This is a genomic window from Streptomyces sp. NPDC051219 (assembly GCF_040682335.1).
GTDB lineage: Bacteria > Actinomycetota > Actinomycetes > Streptomycetales > Streptomycetaceae > Streptomyces.
On record NZ_JBFBAS010000025.1, the window covers coordinates 1 to 16,827 of the forward strand.

The 16,827-nt window shown below is 68.9% G+C and carries 15 protein-coding genes and 2 pseudogenes; 8 read left to right on the plus strand and 9 right to left on the minus strand.

Going from position 1 to position 16,827, the window contains the following annotated elements:
- Positions 1-100: 100 nt before the first annotated feature.
- The 4 genes from AB0M62_RS24710 to AB0M62_RS24725 all read right to left on the minus strand — a co-directional run bounded on the left by AB0M62_RS24710 (position 101) and on the right by AB0M62_RS24725 (position 4,898).
- On the minus strand, positions 101-1,867 hold the full coding sequence (locus AB0M62_RS24710) for a choline/carnitine O-acyltransferase (RefSeq protein ID WP_366076465.1): 1,767 nt from the start codon (positions 1,865-1,867) through the stop codon (positions 101-103).
- Between the two features lie 59 nt (positions 1,868-1,926).
- The gene (locus AB0M62_RS24715) at positions 1,927-2,880 is read right to left on the minus strand and encodes a class I SAM-dependent methyltransferase (protein WP_366076466.1); all 954 of its coding nucleotides are present in this window, start codon (positions 2,878-2,880) and stop codon (positions 1,927-1,929) included.
- Between the two features lie 70 nt (positions 2,881-2,950).
- Positions 2,951-3,820, minus strand: a complete 870-nt coding sequence (locus AB0M62_RS24720) for an arpA protein (protein WP_366076467.1) — start codon at positions 3,818-3,820, stop codon at positions 2,951-2,953.
- Between the two features lie 535 nt (positions 3,821-4,355).
- On the minus strand, positions 4,356-4,898 hold the full coding sequence (locus AB0M62_RS24725) for a DoxX family protein (protein ID WP_366076468.1): 543 nt from the start codon (positions 4,896-4,898) through the stop codon (positions 4,356-4,358).
- A 588-nt stretch (positions 4,899-5,486) separates the two neighbouring features.
- On the opposite strand from AB0M62_RS24725, the gene AB0M62_RS24730 reads away from it, so the two are divergent.
- Positions 5,487-6,413 carry a serine hydrolase gene (locus tag AB0M62_RS24730; protein ID WP_366076469.1) on the plus strand — a complete coding sequence of 309 codons (927 nt, stop codon included), beginning with the start codon at positions 5,487-5,489 and terminating at the stop codon, positions 6,411-6,413.
- 406 nt (positions 6,414-6,819) lie between these two features.
- On the opposite strand, the gene AB0M62_RS24735 is transcribed toward AB0M62_RS24730, so the two are convergent.
- Positions 6,820-6,999 (minus strand): hypothetical protein, encoded by a 180-nt coding sequence (locus AB0M62_RS24735; protein ID WP_366076470.1) that lies wholly within the window; start codon positions 6,997-6,999, stop codon positions 6,820-6,822.
- A 284-nt stretch (positions 7,000-7,283) separates the two neighbouring features.
- Positions 7,284-7,919, minus strand: coding sequence for a TetR/AcrR family transcriptional regulator (locus AB0M62_RS24740; protein ID WP_366076471.1), 636 nt, complete (start codon positions 7,917-7,919; stop codon positions 7,284-7,286).
- Between the two features lie 318 nt (positions 7,920-8,237).
- Here AB0M62_RS24740 and AB0M62_RS24745 point away from each other — a divergent pair, with 318 nt between their 5' ends.
- The 4 genes and pseudogenes from AB0M62_RS24745 to AB0M62_RS24760 form a co-directional block, all read left to right on the plus strand.
- A complete protein-coding gene (locus AB0M62_RS24745) occupies positions 8,238-8,885 on the plus strand; it encodes a DUF5701 family protein (protein ID WP_366076472.1) in 648 nt (215 codons plus the stop codon).
- Positions 8,886-9,346: 461 nt separating this feature from the next.
- A complete protein-coding gene (locus AB0M62_RS24750) occupies positions 9,347-9,697 on the plus strand; it encodes a hypothetical protein (RefSeq protein ID WP_366076473.1) in 351 nt (116 codons plus the stop codon).
- 247 nt (positions 9,698-9,944) lie between these two features.
- Positions 9,945-10,322, plus strand: a complete 378-nt coding sequence (locus AB0M62_RS24755) for a Fic family protein (protein ID WP_366076474.1) — start codon at positions 9,945-9,947, stop codon at positions 10,320-10,322.
- A 104-nt stretch (positions 10,323-10,426) separates the two neighbouring features.
- Positions 10,427-10,480, plus strand: a pseudogene (locus AB0M62_RS24760) (CGNR zinc finger domain-containing protein); the annotation flags it as partial.
- Between the two features lie 18 nt (positions 10,481-10,498).
- On the opposite strand, the gene hemC reads toward AB0M62_RS24760, so the two are convergent.
- Complete coding sequence (gene hemC / locus AB0M62_RS24765; RefSeq protein ID WP_366076475.1) at positions 10,499-11,434, minus strand: hydroxymethylbilane synthase; 936 nt, start codon at positions 11,432-11,434, stop codon at positions 10,499-10,501.
- A gap of 719 nt (positions 11,435-12,153) precedes the next feature.
- Between hemC and AB0M62_RS24770 the strand changes: the two genes are divergently transcribed.
- Positions 12,154-12,858: a 4'-phosphopantetheinyl transferase superfamily protein gene (locus AB0M62_RS24770; protein WP_366076476.1), complete on the plus strand. Its 705-nt coding sequence runs from the start codon at positions 12,154-12,156 to the stop codon at positions 12,856-12,858.
- Between the two features lie 139 nt (positions 12,859-12,997).
- Here the strand turns inward: AB0M62_RS24770 and AB0M62_RS24775 are convergent, their stop codons facing one another.
- On the minus strand, positions 12,998-14,014 hold the full coding sequence (locus tag AB0M62_RS24775; protein WP_366076477.1) for a serine/threonine-protein kinase: 1,017 nt from the start codon (positions 14,012-14,014) through the stop codon (positions 12,998-13,000).
- A 536-nt stretch (positions 14,015-14,550) separates the two neighbouring features.
- Positions 14,551-14,841 carry a hypothetical protein gene (locus tag AB0M62_RS24780; RefSeq protein WP_366076478.1) on the minus strand — a complete coding sequence of 97 codons (291 nt, stop codon included), beginning with the start codon at positions 14,839-14,841 and terminating at the stop codon, positions 14,551-14,553.
- 391 nt (positions 14,842-15,232) lie between these two features.
- On the opposite strand from AB0M62_RS24780, the gene AB0M62_RS24785 reads away from it, so the two are divergent.
- The gene (locus AB0M62_RS24785; RefSeq protein WP_366076548.1) at positions 15,233-16,456 is read left to right on the plus strand and encodes a SpoIIE family protein phosphatase; all 1,224 of its coding nucleotides are present in this window, start codon (positions 15,233-15,235) and stop codon (positions 16,454-16,456) included.
- 77 nt (positions 16,457-16,533) lie between these two features.
- Positions 16,534-16,773, plus strand: a pseudogene (locus tag AB0M62_RS24790) (amino acid permease); the annotation flags it as partial.
- Positions 16,774-16,827 lie beyond the last annotated feature (54 nt).

A 16,827-nucleotide genomic window follows, 5' to 3' on the forward strand; every position in this document is an offset into this window, starting at 1 on the left:
GGTGTGCTCTCCGCTACTCGGCGCGCCCCCCCCCCGGGTCGTCGGGGCATCCCACGTGCCCCCCCCCCCGGGGGGGGGGGGGCCCACTTTCGGCTCTCTGTCAGTCCTCGGACCGCTGGGCCGCCAGGAGGTCCCGGAGTTCGGCCACCGCCTCCCGGAGCCTGTCGGCGAACGTACGCATCTGGCCGGCCACCGGCAGCGGCGTGCTCAGATACAGGTTGAACCGCTCGGGCAGCAGCACATAGGCGACGCCGATGCACCGGCTGCTGGTCGACCCGAAGCCGAAGTACTGGATGTTGGCTGACGGCGCGGAGCTGGTGCTCAGATAGTCGTCCCGCATCGTCAGCCAGCCCGGCGACCGGTACAGCGCGGGCTGCTCGGTCAGCCCGAGCTCCGCTCCGCGCCGCCGCTGGATCAGTTCCAGCTCCCACAGGTGCTGCTCGGGCACCTGCCCGGCCTGGCACGCCTTCGCGCGCGCCACATGGGCTTCGGTGGCGGCTCGGAACGCGGCGCGCCGGGTGTCCGCGTCCGCCGACGGGTCGTCCATCGCCGCCACGAACTCCCCCATCTCGGGGGTGACCACGCGCATCGCCTCGGTCCGCCCGTGCCGGTACTGCCGGGTGGCGATCGATTCGTACGTGGCGCCCAGGTGCCCCTTCGCGCGCTGGTGGGCGAGCTGATAGGCGACCTGCACGAACGCGTCCGGCGAGACCCCCAGTGCCTTGGCCGCGCTGCTGCCGAAGTCCGCGAACGACACGGTCTCTGTCGCGGTGTTCTCCCCGTACGCGGCGAACGCGTCGGCAGCGGAGCTCACCTGGGCCCGCAGGGCGTCGTCCAGCTCGAACACGATCGGCTCCAGCGTCGGCAGCCCCTGAGAGCGGGCCCCGGACTGCCCGGAGTGCTCCTCGGCCGGGGTGCTGAGCAAGGCATCGGTGAAGCTGAGGATGGTGGTCCCGTCCAGCTCGCAGTGCTCGACGTTGATCCCCGCCCGGCCGTCGGCGAAGACGATGAAGGAAACGGCCTTGTCGAACCAGCGGTTGCCTCCGTCGCCGTACAGCAGCTCGTCGCAGGCGTTCTGGGTGTCCGCGGGTGCGAAGTCTTCCAGAGCGACGCAGAACAGCGCTGTCTCGACGTCGTCCAGAGCGTCGGCGTTGCTGGGGTGATAGGCGAGGAGGGACTCACGGGCGGCCGCCCACTCCGCACGGGCCATGGTGGTGAGGTGGCCCATCGATGTGTCCGCGCCGGCCGGCTCGGCGCCGGACTTCAGCACGGCGCGCAGTCCTGCCTCGAGGTCGTCCAGGCTGTGCGGGACACCGTCCGGGCCGAGTACGTCGAGCCGGAACATGGCGCCCCGGAAGAACACCACGATGTGCCGGGCTTCGGACGGCCCGGGCCACGCATCGGTGTAGGGGGCGCGGACGGTGTCCTGCTGCGCGCCGGGGATCCGAGTGGTGGAGAACAGGAACTTGTTCTGCACCATCGACTGGGGCGCCCCGCGCTGCACCACTGGGGCAATGAGCCCCTGATCGAGCTGCTGCTTGTAGTTCAGGGCCCCGGCGATGAGCCCGGCCGCCCGCTCCACCTGCCTCTGGCCGGAGTCCTGGAACAGGAAGAAGAAGTTGGCGTTGAGCGCGATCCGGTCCCGGCGGCCCAGGTAGCGGTACGGCCAGAAGGTGTCCAGCCAGCTGTGCACGCCGTCCGTGGCGTCGTACTCCTCGAGCGCCGCCTGCAGCACCCGCCCGGGACCGTCGGGCCGGAGGAAGGCGGCCACCTCCGCCTCGGTCGCAGCCCGCTCATCGGCGGTCAGCAGCGGCGCGCACCAAGCGAGAAACCGCTCGCAGCTCGCCCCCAGCGTAGGCAGCGGCACGCGCGGCAGGCTGTCCTCCTGGGCGAAGGTGGCGCTACCTGCTGCTCCCTGACTGTTGTTCAATTCTGCTCTCGATTCGGATCGTGGGGAATTGTGGTTGTCTCGGGGGATGCGAGCCCCCGGGCGGGCGGACCTGACGTGCCGTAGGGACGGGAGAGGTAGAGCTGTGCGTGGAGCCAGCCTTCCGCCTCCAGTCCCTCCGCATCCACCCCGGCGGCAGACATCCTGCCCAGCACGAGGGCCTGCTCCTCCGGCGAGGCGAACCGCCGTTGCTTGAACGCCTCTTCGACACGGATGGTCTCGTACCCCAGTCCGGTCAGCGCGCGCTCGACGGGGTCGAACGGGAACATCCGGAGTACGAAGTGCGCCATCCATGGCCTGCGGCCGCCCTGCGCCAGGACTACGCGCGTCAGCGTCCGCTCGGTGACGTAGCCCAGGCAGCCCGTCGAGATCACCAGGTCCGTCCCGGCGAACTGGGCGCGCTGCCGCGGTGTGGGCTCGTGCTTCTCCAGGTCGGCGTGTACCGCGTCGTCGAGGAAACCGGCCTCGAGCGCGTAGGACAACGCCGGGCTGGAGGTGTCCAGGCCGACGAAGCGAATGCCGTGCGCGGGCCGTCGCGACCGGGACAGCTCCCGGTCGCGCTCCAGCAGCGCGTCGCGAGTCCACCCCGCGGGCTCCGCGTCTTCCTCGGTGTCGGTCTCCGCGGCGGCCACCGCGTCGGCCTGCGCTTCGGCGCCGCCTTCCTCGCCGCAGTAGCGGGCGTACAGCTCGTCCATGCTCGCGTCGTACTTCAGCAGGGCGGCGTTGATTCCGTACGAGCAGCCGATGTCCAGCACTTTCGGCTCCACGACGTGCTGGGATTCCCGGTACTCCTTGATGAGCTTCGCGAAGTAGGGCTTGGCCTGTTGCGGAATGCAGTAGCCGAGCGGGCGCAGCAGGCTGAAATAGGCGCGCGGATCGGGCTGGGTGTAGATGTGGTCGAGTGTCACTTTTCCGGTCGCGTCGAAACGCACAGGGCTTACTCCTCCGGGGATCGCAGAGTGGGGAAAGGGTCTACGCCGACTGCACGTTCTCCTGCGCCCGCTAATCCAGCAGTTGGTCGCCCCGAACGGCGCGGCCCTCGGCCGCCAGGTGCCCGGGCAGTACCCTGCCGAACAACTGCCGGGTCCGTGCCACGCTCCCGATGACGCCGGGGCGCTCGCTGTAGGCGAATATCGCGGAGTGGCGCGCGACCTCGCCCTGTACGGGGCTCACCCGGTGCAGCGAGTAGCGGCCCTTGAACAGTTGCAGGTCACCGGGTTGCAGTGCCAGGCGCCGGGTCAACCGCTCACCCCGGCCGTCCAGTACGTCCCGGACATCGTCGAAGCTCTCGTCGCGCGCGGACCTGATGTTCGGGCAGTACTCGAAGACGCCGCCGGCCTGCGCTTCCTGGGTGAGCATGCTGACCGTGAACTCGTTGGTGTCGAAGTGCCACGGATGCTCCATGCCCGGCTCGACGACGTTGAGTACCAGCCCGGAGAGCGGGTCGGCCAACTCGTGCAACTGCGGCAGTCCGAAGCAGCGGGCGACGAACCGCTGGAACGCGGTGTGGGAATAGAGCCGGCTGATGAGGGAGCCCGCGGGGACGCGGTCCCGCGCGACGAACGCGTTGCCCCGCTGGAAAGTCCTGCGGCCGGGGTGGTCCTCCGGCAGAGCCGAGTCCACCGCGATGTTGTAGACGTTGACCGTTTCGACGTCGAAGTGCGCACGGGGGGCGATGGCGGAGCACTCCTGCCGCAACACATCGCGGAGCGATGGACGGATGAAGTCCGGCAGCACGGTACAGCCGACGTCCAGCAGTTCGCGCCGGGCGCGGGAAACCACGGCCTGTCCCTCGGCGCTTTCGAGCTCGGACAGGGGATACCGAGCCGTGTCGACCACCTGGTCAAGCGTTACGGCATTCAAAGTGCTCATTCGATCCTCTCCACGTGCGGGCAGACCGTCCGGAGCCGGATGCCACCGCCCGACCGCGGTTACGCCTCGGACACCCCCACGGGGCGACCGACGCGGTCCGCGTGCCGTCCGGTCCTCGCCCCGGCTCTTCAGTAACTCGACTGACGAGTAGCAGAGTTGAAGTTCCCACAGCGCCGCCAAGTTGTCTGTGACACGTCGCACTGCCCCCGACGCGGCGCACTCGAGTCGTAAGGAAGGCCGGCGTCATCGGGCCCGACGCGCCCGCCTGGCTCACGACCCCGCTGCAGCCCTTGCGCTTGTCGCCGGCTCTGGGCGGTCCGTAGGCCTTCGGCCGCGTTCTTCCCTTACCGGAAGGGACGGCCGAGGGGGACGATTCCGGCCGAGCGTTCAGGCTGACGGCGCTCCCCCGGTCTCAGTGACGATCACGGGTGAGCAGGGCCTGCCCGGGACCGAGCGGACCGCTGTCGCGCGTCGGCCGTCGGCCGCCTGCGAAGCGATCGCTGAGGCGGCCTGTCGGCCGCAGATGCGACGCGGGTCAGCCGCGGATCAGGAGGACGACGGCGGCCGCCACCGCTGCCAGCACAAGCGCGACGGCACCATAGGCCAGACGGTGCCCGCGGAGCACCGGAATGTAGTGGTCGAGGGCGTAGCGGCCGGGGCCGGTGAGGGTGAGGGTCGCGGCGGCGGCCATGATCAGTAGTTCGTACTCGATACCTTTGGGGGCGAAGAAGCCGCCGCCCCACTTCACGGCGAGGACGTTGATCATGGTTGCCACGATCGCGGCGCCGGCCAGTGGTGTGAGCAGACCGAGGGCAAGACCGAGGCCGCCAAAGGTCTCGCTGAGGCCGGCCAGGAGGGCCATGGCGTCGCCGTGCGGATAGCCGCTCAGTTCGAAGAACTGTCCGGTGCGGTGGATGCCTGGACCGCCGAACCAGCCGAACAACTTCTGGGTGCCGTGTACGGCCATCGTCAGGCCGACCGCGAGGCGCAGCAGCAGCAGCCCGGCATCGTAGGCGCGTGGGGAGGGGGCGTCGCGGGGTCCGGCGGGCGGAGTGAACGTCCTTGGGGTGGAAGTCATGAGCGCTATCCCTGGTCAGATGGATTGCAGTTTCAAGCACCTTTTCGACGGTAGTCGGTGACTCGGCCAGTCGCCCCAGCAACTACTGTGGGCAGCCCTCTGCGCCGTGAGGGCGGCGCGGCATGTTGCTCGATGGCACCTGCGGCGGCGCCGCCGACTGCACTCCTCCAAGCGCCGCAAGGCACTCACCGGCACGGGTGGTGTGCCAAGGGCCACGGCACCGGGACCAGGGGCGGCGTTGCACGGCACAGCGGCGCGGGGGACAGGTGCCGAGGGCCGGGGAGATTGGGCCTCCGTCTTCGTCCCGAAGGTCCTCAGGCGGCTGAGTGCGGTGGGCGCCTTGCGCCTTTGGGGGGAAACCGCGCCGGGATGCGGCGCGCCTCCCGGCAGAAAAGACTGTGGCCACCTTTTCCGTTCCGTTTTTGCCGCCCACTTGTGCGAGTGAGGTTCCCGGTGGATCCGACTGAAGTTGCCTGTTCGCCCCAGGGGATGGAGCACGAGCCTGTCCCGCGCGTCCCGGTCAGACAAGGCGAGCCCCTCGCGGGATGGGGGCTCATACAGCGGGCGGTGGCATGCTCAGCTGCGGGCATGTTGCTCACGGGCTGCTTCGCTGCCGGTCAGCAGACCGGTGACCGAGGCGGACACCGCCCGGCGCAGAACCAGGCGAAGAGCCAGGCACAGAGCCAGGTGCCGAGCCGGCTGCCGGCGACGTCGGAGAGCAAAAAGCCGGCCAGGGCGCCGTCGGGCAGCCCCGGCACGCGGGCGTCCGCTCCGACGGATGTGAACAGTGTGCTCGCCCGATCTCTCGAACCGATCCGGACGCGGAGCGGCACTCGGGTGTCGGTCGCTGTGATGGATCCCCGGGACGGTCGACGGGCGGTGTACGGCTCGCGAGCGCACGTCACCGCGAGCATAGTCAAGGTGGATATCCTGGCGGCCCTGCTGCTGCGTGCCCAGCGAGAGAGGCGGCCGCTCACCCGGTGGGAGGCATCGACCGCGGCTTCGATGATCCAGAGCAGCGACAACGCCTCCGCCAATGCCCTGTGGCGGCGTATCGGTCGCGGCCGAGGACTCACAGACGCCAACAGGGCCCTCGGATTGACCTCCACCCAAGCGGGGCCAGGCCCCCACTGGGGCCTCACCCGGACCACTGCGGCAGACCAACTGGCCTTGCTGTCCTCGGTGTTTGACGACCATTCACCGCTCAAGGGTCCCTCACGCGACCTGATCCAGACCCTCATGGGCCAGATCGATGACGACCAGGACTGGGGGGTCTCCGCGGCAGGCAGCCATTGGCAGCTCAAGAACGGATGGCTGCCGCGCTCCCACTCCCAACGCTGGGAAATCAACAGCATGGGGCGGGTCAAAGCACACGGGCGCATATTCTACCTCGTGATCCTTTCTCACGGCAGCCGGACCATGTCCCACGGCATATCCGCCGTGGAGCAGGCAGCGCAGTCAGCCGTACGTGCCCTCTGCAGCACTCCCCCTCTTGTGTCCCCGATCGTCGGCTGACCCTTCTGCCGCCGCTGCCCCTTCCGCGCTCGCGCCCTGCCGGCCCGAGGCCGCCTCTCCTGCGTGTGTGGAGAAGGAGCACCCGGTAGGCGACTTCCATAGGCCGTAGGGGTTGGTGGCGCAGCGGCGGCGGAAGGCGCGGGTCGCCCCGGAGGTGCGGGCGAGCGGCGCGGGAAGCAGTTCGTCAATCCACTGCGCTTAAGTGCCGGCGACATGGTGACGGGGGGACCCGCACCCTCCCGGGCCATCGAGCGGCAGGCCGAGGCGAGGGGGTACGGCAGGCCCAGGTCAGGCGTCCGGCGCTGGGTAAGGGCGCCCGGTCGCGAACGGCTGGAGGGCACGGGCGCCTGTTTCGGCCGAGTGATCAGCCAGTCTCCGAGCGTCAGCGGCGGGTGAGGGCACGGGGTCAGTCCGAGTCCGGCTCCTCCTCGTACGTCGGGACCTGCCCCTGGCCGCCGGTCGGGGCCTCGGGCTGGGCGCCGCGCGCGGCCTGGTCAGCCGACTTCCGGTCCCGCTCCCGGGCATGCCGCTTCTCTTCCTCCAGCCGCTTGCGGACCTCTTCCGGATTGTCTCCGAGCTGATTCATCACCGTCTCCCCTCGTCGACATGGCCCGCTCTCGCGGCAAGGGTCACACAGCTCCCCTACGGCCGCACGCCGAGACAGCCGGGCGGCACGGGCTTCCCCACATGAGTGTGCGGGGAGGGAGGTCTACGGCGGTGGGGCCGGGTACTTGTCCGGCGGTTCCGGGGTCGATCAGGTGGTGAGGACGAAACAGGGGCGCACTTCGTCACGTGCCGCCGCGAAACGCCCCGCCGCCTGCGGCATGCGGTGTGGAGTGCCGAGGCGGCAAAAGGGGGCGGCTGCTGTCCTCATTTCACGGCGTAGTCGGCGAGCGGGCCTTCCAGCAAGTCGAAGACGCGGTGGGCCGACGCGGTCACCGTTTCGGCGATCCGCTCGTTGCTCTGGCCGTCGAGGGTCAGCTCGAGGATGTGCTGGAAGAGGACTCGGTGGGCGCCGCCGAGCTGAGTTGCCGCCGCGTGGGGGGTGATGTCGCCGGGGGCGGCTGCGGTCTCGGTGGCCAGGAGCCCGGCGAGCGCGTCCTCGCGTTGGTCGTGCAGGTCGCGCAGACGGGCCAGCAGAGTGGGACTGTCCGCGATCATCCGGGCGAACGCCTCACCGGAGAATCCGATGACCGGGTCGTGCCGCTCGACGCCTTTGAGGAACTCGCGCCGTAGTGCCGTGAGTGCCGACTCTCCCTCGGACCGGTCTGCGACGGTCCGGGCAAGGCCCGCGACGAACTCGTCCTGGTGGTCGAAGGCCAAGTCCTCCTTGCGGGCGAAGTAGTTGGTGACTGTCTTCTTGGCGACCCTGGCGACTGCGGCGATCTCGGCGATCGTCGTGGCTTCGAAGCCGTTGTCGATGAACAGCCTGGTCGCGTGGTCGGAGATGAGTTGCCTGGTTTCTTGCTTCTTGGACTCGCGAAGCCCCACTGGTTCGATACCCATGGGGCAATCTTACACGCGTAGCAAGTTTACGCTTGACGAAGGATGCACACCAGGGCTAAGTTTACGTCCATAGCAAGTTTTTGGGATTCCCGGCGTCCTGAAAGGCACCCATGAACTCCTCGTTCAAGAGCAGCTTCGCCGCAGCCCTCGACCGCAAGAACGGGCACACAGCCGCAGGGCCCAGCACCAGGCCCGCACACTCCCGCCCACCTCCGCACGCGGAGGTCAGTTCCGCCCCACCAACTCCCCCCGCAGGCACGCCTACTGAGGCGCAGCCCCTCACCCGTCTGCCATCCGCCGTTCCGAGGAAGGCCTCACATGACTGATTTCGACACCGGAACCGAGTTCGACCGCCAGGTCAGGACGCTGGTCGACCTGGGATACCCGGCCCTCGCGGGGATGACGGACACAGCGTTCCGCAGCCTCGTCGAGCCGCTGCGCGAGCCCGTTCTCACCAGGGCGGCAACGCTGGAACCGCCGGCCGAAGGCCGCGTTCCATTCCTGCTGGTGGTCACTCGGGCGCTCGTCCCCCTCGAGGAGTCGGTGCCGCTGACCACGCTCGCCGGAAAGAGCAGTCCCGGAGTCATCGAACGCTTCTACGCTCCGGGCGAGCTGGAAAGGTTCGTCACGCTGAGGGAACTGGCGCTGCCCGAAGGGGAGGTGTACATCGCCTTCGACGTCGACCGGGGCGAGGAATTCTGCAGCGTCGTCCCCTTGGACGCTCTGGCGGCGATCGCAAAGCGGGACCGCACCCCGCTCACCATCGAGGAGGGTCTGGCACTCATCACCCAGTATCCCCGGGCCCTGGCCAAGAACAAGTGCTTCTCGCTCGGCGGCAGCCGCCTCGGGGACCGGCGGGTCCCGGCCCTGTGGATCAGCAAAGGCGCCCCCAAACTGGGGTGGTGCTGGGAGGGCAATCCGCACACCTGGCTGGGCCTGGCCTCGGCCAGCGGGCGCAGTCGCTGAGACTCCTGCGACCCTCAGCGACGGACGACGGCACGAGTCTCTCAAAGAGCGGCGCCCTCGCAGGGGTCCGGGACCACCTGGTACTTGCGGCCCGTCAGTCACTCCATGACGTCGACGTCCGACGTGGGCATCTCGTCGCGCTCGTCCAGCGGCCCGTCCCCTGTCGCACACGGTCCGCGGGCCCGCGGTCCAGGCGGGGGCCGGTCGGGGCGTTGACAAGAGGACCGTCAAGCGGCTTCGGCTCCCTGCCGGCGGGCGGCCGACAGGGACTGCCCTGACAGACATCGCTTCACCACCGAGGTCACGGCACTTCTGGCGGCCCGTTACGGCCGGTGGGCCTGCGGATGGCATTGGGCGGTTGGCGAGGGCGGTGGTGGCGTCGTCACCAGCTGGTGCTGCGTCTCCCATTCCGTGGGCGAGCCCGCGGCGACGGCCGCCAAGGTGGTCGCGTCGCTGCTGGAGTGGCGCGCCTGGCTGGAAGAGTTGCCGAGCGGTTCGCGCGATTGGCACCGCCCGCCGGAGCGGATGCTGAGGATCGCAGCTGGCACCTGGAACGGGCGGCTACCCGCCTGGTGACGGTGGTCGTGGACCGCACGGGTGCCGAATGCGGCTGGTACGGGCTCTGCCGCAGGGTGCTGACGTGGTTCCTCACTTCCACGGGCATGGGGCCGGAAAGGGCGAAGGAGGCGGTCGACACCGCAATTGGTGGACGGTTCAAGAGTTGGACGGAACCGTCGCGGACCCTGGTCGATACCGTGGGAGAGGATCTTGCGGTAGGCCTGACCGGAGAGCAGCCCTATCGTGACCGCTGACGCTTTGGCTGCCTGGTGCAGAGCCAGGAATCAGATCGACTGGACTTCCGCGGTCGGTGAGACGCCGACCCCAGTCAAGGCGACCGTGGACGGCCTCGCCACCCGGTGCGGCGCGGGGGCCCGTCCCACGGATCCGGCTCGAGCCGACCGACTGCTCGCGGCGCTGGCTCAGTCCCGCTCGGACGCTTCCCACAAGCGTCCCCTCACCTGCGCGGTTCTCGCTGAATGGCAGCGGCTTGTCCTACGCGTGTCTCAGGTTCCGTTCCGACAAGGCGATGCATTCACCAAGGGCGGCCGGGAACGCTACGGACTTACGCCACACACGCAGCAGGACTTTGAGCGCTGTCTGGGCGATAGCGTCGACCGCGCAATCCCCCTCGCCTCCCGCGCGGCCAGGGCCTATCTGGACGTAGCGTTCTTCCACCCATTCCCGGATGGCAATGCCCGCCTCGCCATGCTCACCCTCGCCTCCGTCCTGGAGCTGGAGGGAGTCCGGCTGGATCAGACCGGCCCCTTGCTGACCACGCGTTACGCGGACGACGCTGCCGGCACAGCAGACCTGGCTGTCTTGGTCTCAGTCCTCATCCGCTCGACCCATCACCGGGCAACCAGAGCCAGCCGCTGAGAGCGCAACCGCCCATCAGGTTCTCTTGATCAGTCTGGCGGGGACTTGAGCACGTACATCCGCACGCGGCTGAGCACGTTGATGCCTACGCCGACAGCTGGTTCTTCATCGACCGCAGCCGCGGCGGAACCCGCCGCTGGTGCAGGACGCCGGCAGGGTCGCGACGCACGCCCGCCTCAGTGCGCGATGTTGTCGATCAGTTCGCGGGCGCCCTGGCGCAGCAGGGCGACGGCGACGGAGGTGCCGAGGGTGGCGGGGTCGAGGGGGCCGGCCCATTCATGTGCGTTGAGGACGGTCTTGCCATCGGGGCTGAAGACGCAGGCGCGCAGTGAGAGGTCGCCGTTGCGGTGGGCTGTGGCGTAGCCGGCGATCGGGGAGTTGCAGTGACCCTGGAGGACGTGGAGGAACATGCGTTCCGCGGTGGTCTCACGGTAGGTGCCGGGGTGGTTGAGGCCGCTGACGGCGTCGATGGTGGCGGCGTCGTCTTGGCGGCACTGGAGGGCGAGGACGCCGGCGCCAATGGGCGGGCACATCGCCTCCGGAGAGAGGATTTCGCTGATGACGTCGGGGCGGCCGATGCGCTGAAGGCCGGAGACGGCCAGGAGGAGGGCGTCCGCCTCGCCCGCGGCGAGTTTCTCCAGGCGGCGGTTGGCATTGCCGCGGAACGGGATGCATTGCAGATGCGGGTGGGAGGCGACGAGTTGCGCAATCCGGCGCACCGAGGAGGTGCCGATCCTTGTGCCGGCCGGTAGCTGGTCGAGGGTGAGTCCGTCGGGGTGGATGAGGGCGTCGCGGATGTCGTCGCGCTGAAGGAAGGCCGCAAACGTCGTACCGGCCGGCAGCGGCCGGTCGGCCGGGACGTCCTTGACGCAGTGCACGGCGAGGTCCGCCACACCGGCGAGCAGGGCGGCGTCTACTTCCTTGGTGAAGGCTCCCTTGCCCTCGACCAGGGAGAGGTCTCCCATCCACTTGTCGCCCGTCGTCTTCACGGGAACGACCTCGGTGACGGTGGCAGGGTGCAGTACGGCCAGCTCGGCGCGGACGCGCTCCACCTGGGCCAGGGCCATCGGCGAGTCGCGGGAGACGATACGGATCAGCTCAGGGGCGGACATGTCGTACACCATAGACCGTCGGAATCGAGCGCCCGCCGTCAGCACGGACGTCCATCTCAGCGGTGTGGCAAGCCGGTTGGGCCGATCGGGCAGGTGTGCGAGGAAGTCGACGATGCGGTCCCCCGATACACGAGCCCGGTGGTCCGCGCGCCATCACGCGGAGCCGGCCTGGGGATGCCAGCGGCTGGTGACCCCCCGCCGGGCACCCGGCCGCGGCTGAGCGCGCACGTACAGCGCCGCACCGCCGGCAGCCGGCAGCCCGCGACCCGTGAAGACGACCGCCGACACTGTTCCGCAGCCTACGCGCGGACACGCTCAGGCCCGCGCCACCGCGGCGGTGTCCCCGGCCGGCGGCTGAAGCCACCCCTTGCACCGGCCGCCCGCTACTGCCTTCTCCGCCTTGCATCAAGAGACGAATAGCCGGGACTACGGACTCCCGCACGGACCGGGCACGGTGGCATTTCGACCGCCCGCTGCGACCGCAGAAGCGCGAGCCAACCGACCCGTCGTCCCCGACTCGTCCTCCTGGGCGCTCTCGTCTTTCTCATCCTGTCCGTGGTGCTCGGAGCGGGAGCGACCGGCCGGTTGAAGACGCAGGAATACGACGATCCGCGTTCCTCACCTGCGACCACACGCCCGACCAGATCCGGCACGCCGTGAGCGCGCTGCAGCACGGCCTGCGGCACCCGGACATCGCCGCCGCCTGAGCGGCCGCCGCGATGGACACGAGGTTCCCGACGATCGCGCCGGGGCGTATCCACCGATGGGGCGGAGCCACCCTCATCGTGATCCCGCGCGCCGCCCTCCAGTCGGCATCACCGCACCCACCGCCGCTCTCCCCGGCCGAACGGTACATACACCGCGGCCTGCCGCCCTGGCCGCAGGCCGAATGGGTGGCCCCGGCGGCTGCTCGCCAAGCACCTGGTCGGCGAAGCCTCGCCGCGCCGGTGACGGAGGTCGAGATCCTCCCGCACCTCGACGGCAGCCCCCACGTCGTCGTCAGCGGCAGCCCGGCGCCGGCCCTGAACGCCTCCAACAGCCACACCGCCGCGGCCCTCGCACCGGACCCGGTCGGCGTGGACCTGTGCGAGACCGCCTCGGCCCCTGCGGTGCGCAGGGCCGCCGGCCGGGTCCTCACGGCCGAGGAACGCTCGCACACCGACACCGGCCGGCCCGATGACCTGGCCGCCTCCTGGGCCCTCAAGGAATCCGCCGTCAAAGCCGACCGGAACAGCGTCTTCACAGACGCGCCGCGCCACATCACCACCCTCGGCCTGCAACCGCCCGCCCTGAGCGGCCCCCGCCGCGCCATGCTCTGGCAGACCGAAGGTGCCACCGGGGGCGCGGTCCTCGCCCTCGTCCTCACCCACCGGTCCCGGCCACCGAGCATCCCGGCAGCGCACTGCCCGGATCCGGCCGGCTGAGGACGCACACGGATACGAAGACATGTGCGACAGAGGCGATGCCGATTGGGTGCCGGCCTTCCGGAACCTCTGCGAGCACTGCGAGCACACCCTTCGGACGCACCCAAACGGCGCCCCCGGCGGCGGCCCGCCGTCGGCTCTACCGGCCCGGCGCTCGGCGGAAGACCGGCCTGGCCCAGGCGGGCGGTTCCGGAGGCGGTCCTGGATATCCCACGGCTCCGCCGGCCAACCGGGAGCCCACCTGCGTCGCCGGATGACCACCACTGCCAACACCGCCCGCAGCGCCCCGCAAGGCCGCCACGAACTCAAGACAGGAGCCATAACGGTCATCAGGAACCTTCGCCAACGCCTTGCCCAGCACACCGTCGAACGCCGACGCAATCCCCGGCAGCTTCTCCGTCAACGCAGGCGGCTGGTCATACTGATGCGCCCACAACAAGGCCATGTCCTCCTCCCGCTGGAACGGCGGCCTCCCGGTAAGGGCTTCGTAGACGACGCAGGCAAGGCTGTAGAGATCGCACCTGCCATCCACCGGCCGACCCGAAATCTGCTCCGGTGCCACGTAGTCAAGCGTCCCGACGAACTCACCCACCGTCGTGAACCCCGTCAACGACAACGACTTCTTCGTCAGCCCAAAATCTGTGAGATACACGTGCTCCGGGTGATCACTGTCCGTTCCCTTCGCAACCAGAATGTTGCCGGGCTTGACGTCCCGGTGCACAAGGTCGTGTTCATGCGCAGCATCGAGTGCGGACGCGATCTGGGCCGTGATACGGACGGCAGTCGCGACGGGAAGCGGGCCGTCCCTGTCCAGCAACGCCCGCAAATCGAGCCCTGAAACGTAACGCATCGCGATGTACAAAACGCCGTCGGTCTCGCCGGCCTCGAAGATCGGCACAATGTGGGGATGGTCGATCGCGGCAGCCACACGCGACTCATGGGTGAATCGGCGGCGGAAGGTGTCGTTGCGGGCAAGCTCCGGGGCCAGCAGCTTGAGCGCGACCGTACGGTCCAGGCGCAGATCCTTCGCGCAGTAAACGACGGCCATACCGCCGCGGCCGATCTCGCGCTCCACCCTGTAGCCCGCAATTTGCGTCCCGATCAGGCCGGACGGCCGACCGGCGTACAGGCTCATGTCGTCCGACGCCCGCTCCATCAGCAGCCACCCTTACCCAGTCAGCCGACGTGTTGCGGCTGTCCGCATCGACGACTCGTACGCCCCTTCGCAGTAGCGCGCCACTTCGCATGCCGACGGGATACGACCGAACTCACCACCGTCGAGTCGCATCCGGTTCCTGTTCCGGTGACGAGTTCGGACCCGGTCAGCGCGACGAGTCGCTTTCGCATGCCTGAATTCTATCCAGTGATCCTTCACGAGTGCCCGTTTGAGATCAATCCTCCATCTGGGAGCACTCACGGAGATCAACGGCACCGCCCTCGGACGCCGGAATTGGTCCCGGCCCTGTGGAATGTACGCAGCACTGATCACCGGGAGCAACGCACGCCGTCTCCTGCCCTCTGTCACGACCGACGGCCGCGGCATCAAGGGGACGTCGCAGGGGGTGTCACTACACCCCCCAGCGCGGAACCCGCGTTGCCCAGCACCATTGGAACTGACGGCGAGTATCCACAGTCACAGGCGGGCGGCCCGGCACCGCGCCGACCGCGCGGTGCCGGGCCTGCCTGGCCGGGTCAGTCATCAGGCCGACGGGCCACCTGCGAGATCCCCGTGAGGCGCCGTCCTATGTCGGGGGTTGCCGCTGACGCGTAACCGCCGTCGTTCACATGACCGCCCTTGTCGCCGTGCTTGTGGACGTCCTCGTAACCGCCCTTGTCCCCGTGGCCGTTGAGCCAGCTGTCGTTCCACAACTTCGAAATTGACGAAGCAAAGTCATCGTCGTCGGCCGCGGCACCGCCGACGCCCAGGAAGACAGTCCCGACCGCGAGTGCAACGGCGACCGAGATCCTTTGCATACGCTTCACGCCTGTACTCCTCCAGTTCAGGGCTGACTGACAAGGGTGTGGCACTACGGACGTGGCACCAGTTGCAGCCGAGGCGCGGAGCACGGAAGATCAACCCAATTGGCGCGGAAGCGATATCCGTGCAAGCTTTTCGCGGCCTTCGGCACCGAGTTACAACGTCGGCCTGGCTTGCGGCGGCGCATCCCTGACCGCTGTCCGCCAGTACATCGACAACCGGCAAACGGCCGGTCCGACAGGCGCGGAGCCGGGAACGCAGCTAACTCCAGCGCTCCGCGCCTCCGCACCAAGAACGCCCTACACCCCGCCCGGAAGGGCGGTAGCTCGGGCGTCAGGGGTAGATTGGTCGGTGGGCGGCCGGATTGACGACCGGAACAGGCAGGCGCCTGATGACATGACTCTCGATTACGCAGCGCTGTTCGCCGCCACGCCCAGTCCTTATCTGGTGCTGGACAGGCAGTTCGTCATCCGCGATGTCAACCGCGCTTACCTTCTGGCGACCATACGCACGCGAGAGGATCTTGTCGGGCGCTACGTTTTCGATGCCTTCCCCGACAATCCCGCTGATCCCGAGGCCGACGGGGTGCTGACACTTGAGGCCTCCCTGCAGCGGGTCCTGGCCACCGGAAAGCCGGACTCCCTGGCGCTGCAGCGTTACGACATTCCCCTCGTGGGGCGGCCCGGCGTGTTCGAGAAGCGCTGGTGGTCAACCATCAATGCCCCGGTACTCGCCCCACAGGGAGCCGTGGCCTGGATCATTCACCGGGTCGAAGACGTGACCGCGTTCGTAAAGGTCCGCGATTTGGGCGGAAAGCTGAGCGAGCGGGAAGTGGGAATGGAGGCCGAGTTGTATGCACGAGCCCGGGAGCTGCAACGGCTCAACGAGGAACTGACCCAGGCTCACACCCGCGAACGGCAAGTCGCAGTGACTTTGCAGGAGGCCATGCTCCACGCCCCGGACCTGACCAAACACCAGGACATCTCGGTTCGCTACCTGCCCGCCATCGGATCACTCAACGTGTGTGGCGACTGGTACGACATTGTCGACTTTCCCGATGGCCGCTTTGCCGTAGCGGTCGGCGATGTGGTGGGCCACGGCCTGGAAGCCGCCGCGGTCATGGGAATGCTCCGCAGCGCGCTCAGCGCCGCAGCGCGGACTGCGGAGGGCCCCGCGAAGGCACTGGAAGTGCTGGGTCTGTACGCGCGATCCATCGACGGGGCGCTGGCGGCCACCGCGGCCCAGGTGGTGATCGATACCAACCGTCATCTGATCACCTACAGCACCGCCGGGCACCCACCGCCTGTCCTGGTTCAGTCCGACGGGACCTGCGACCTCCTCGACCAGGCCACCGACCCGCCGCTGGGCGCCCGTCCGGAGCACGTTCCCCGCCCCCAGACCAGCCGCTCCTATACCCCCGATGGCACCCTCGTCCTCTACACGGACGGACTGATCGAACGCCGAGGCGAGGACATCGACACCGGCCTCGCACGCCTCACCAACGCCCTGACCCGGTACCGCCACCTCGGAACGGAAAGTCTGGCCGACGCCGTGCTGGCACACCTCGGCGTTACGGGCGGATCCCGCGACGACATCGCCCTCGTCGTCATCCGGCTGTGACGACGCCGGCCCCGACGCCCTGTCGACGCCCGGGACGGCGGGAAGCGGTCTCTTCCACGCCTACCCGAGCGGCACGTGGCTCTTACGAGGTCGCATCGACGAACCTGGGTCCCTCGGCCGGTCTGGTCGTCGCCGCTTCTGGTGGTCGACTACGTCATGACCGTGGCGGTCTCGGTCGCCTCCGGTGTGGACAACATCATCTCGGCGGTGCCATCGCTGGCCGACCACCGCGTTCTGATGGCGCGCTCTGCTTCGTCGCCCTGCTGACCGCAATGAATTTGCGGGGTGTACGGGAGTCCGGTCAGCTGTTCGCCGCGGCGAACCCGCCACGCCCGCACGCACGATTCGATCTCACGCCGGAACCGAGAAGG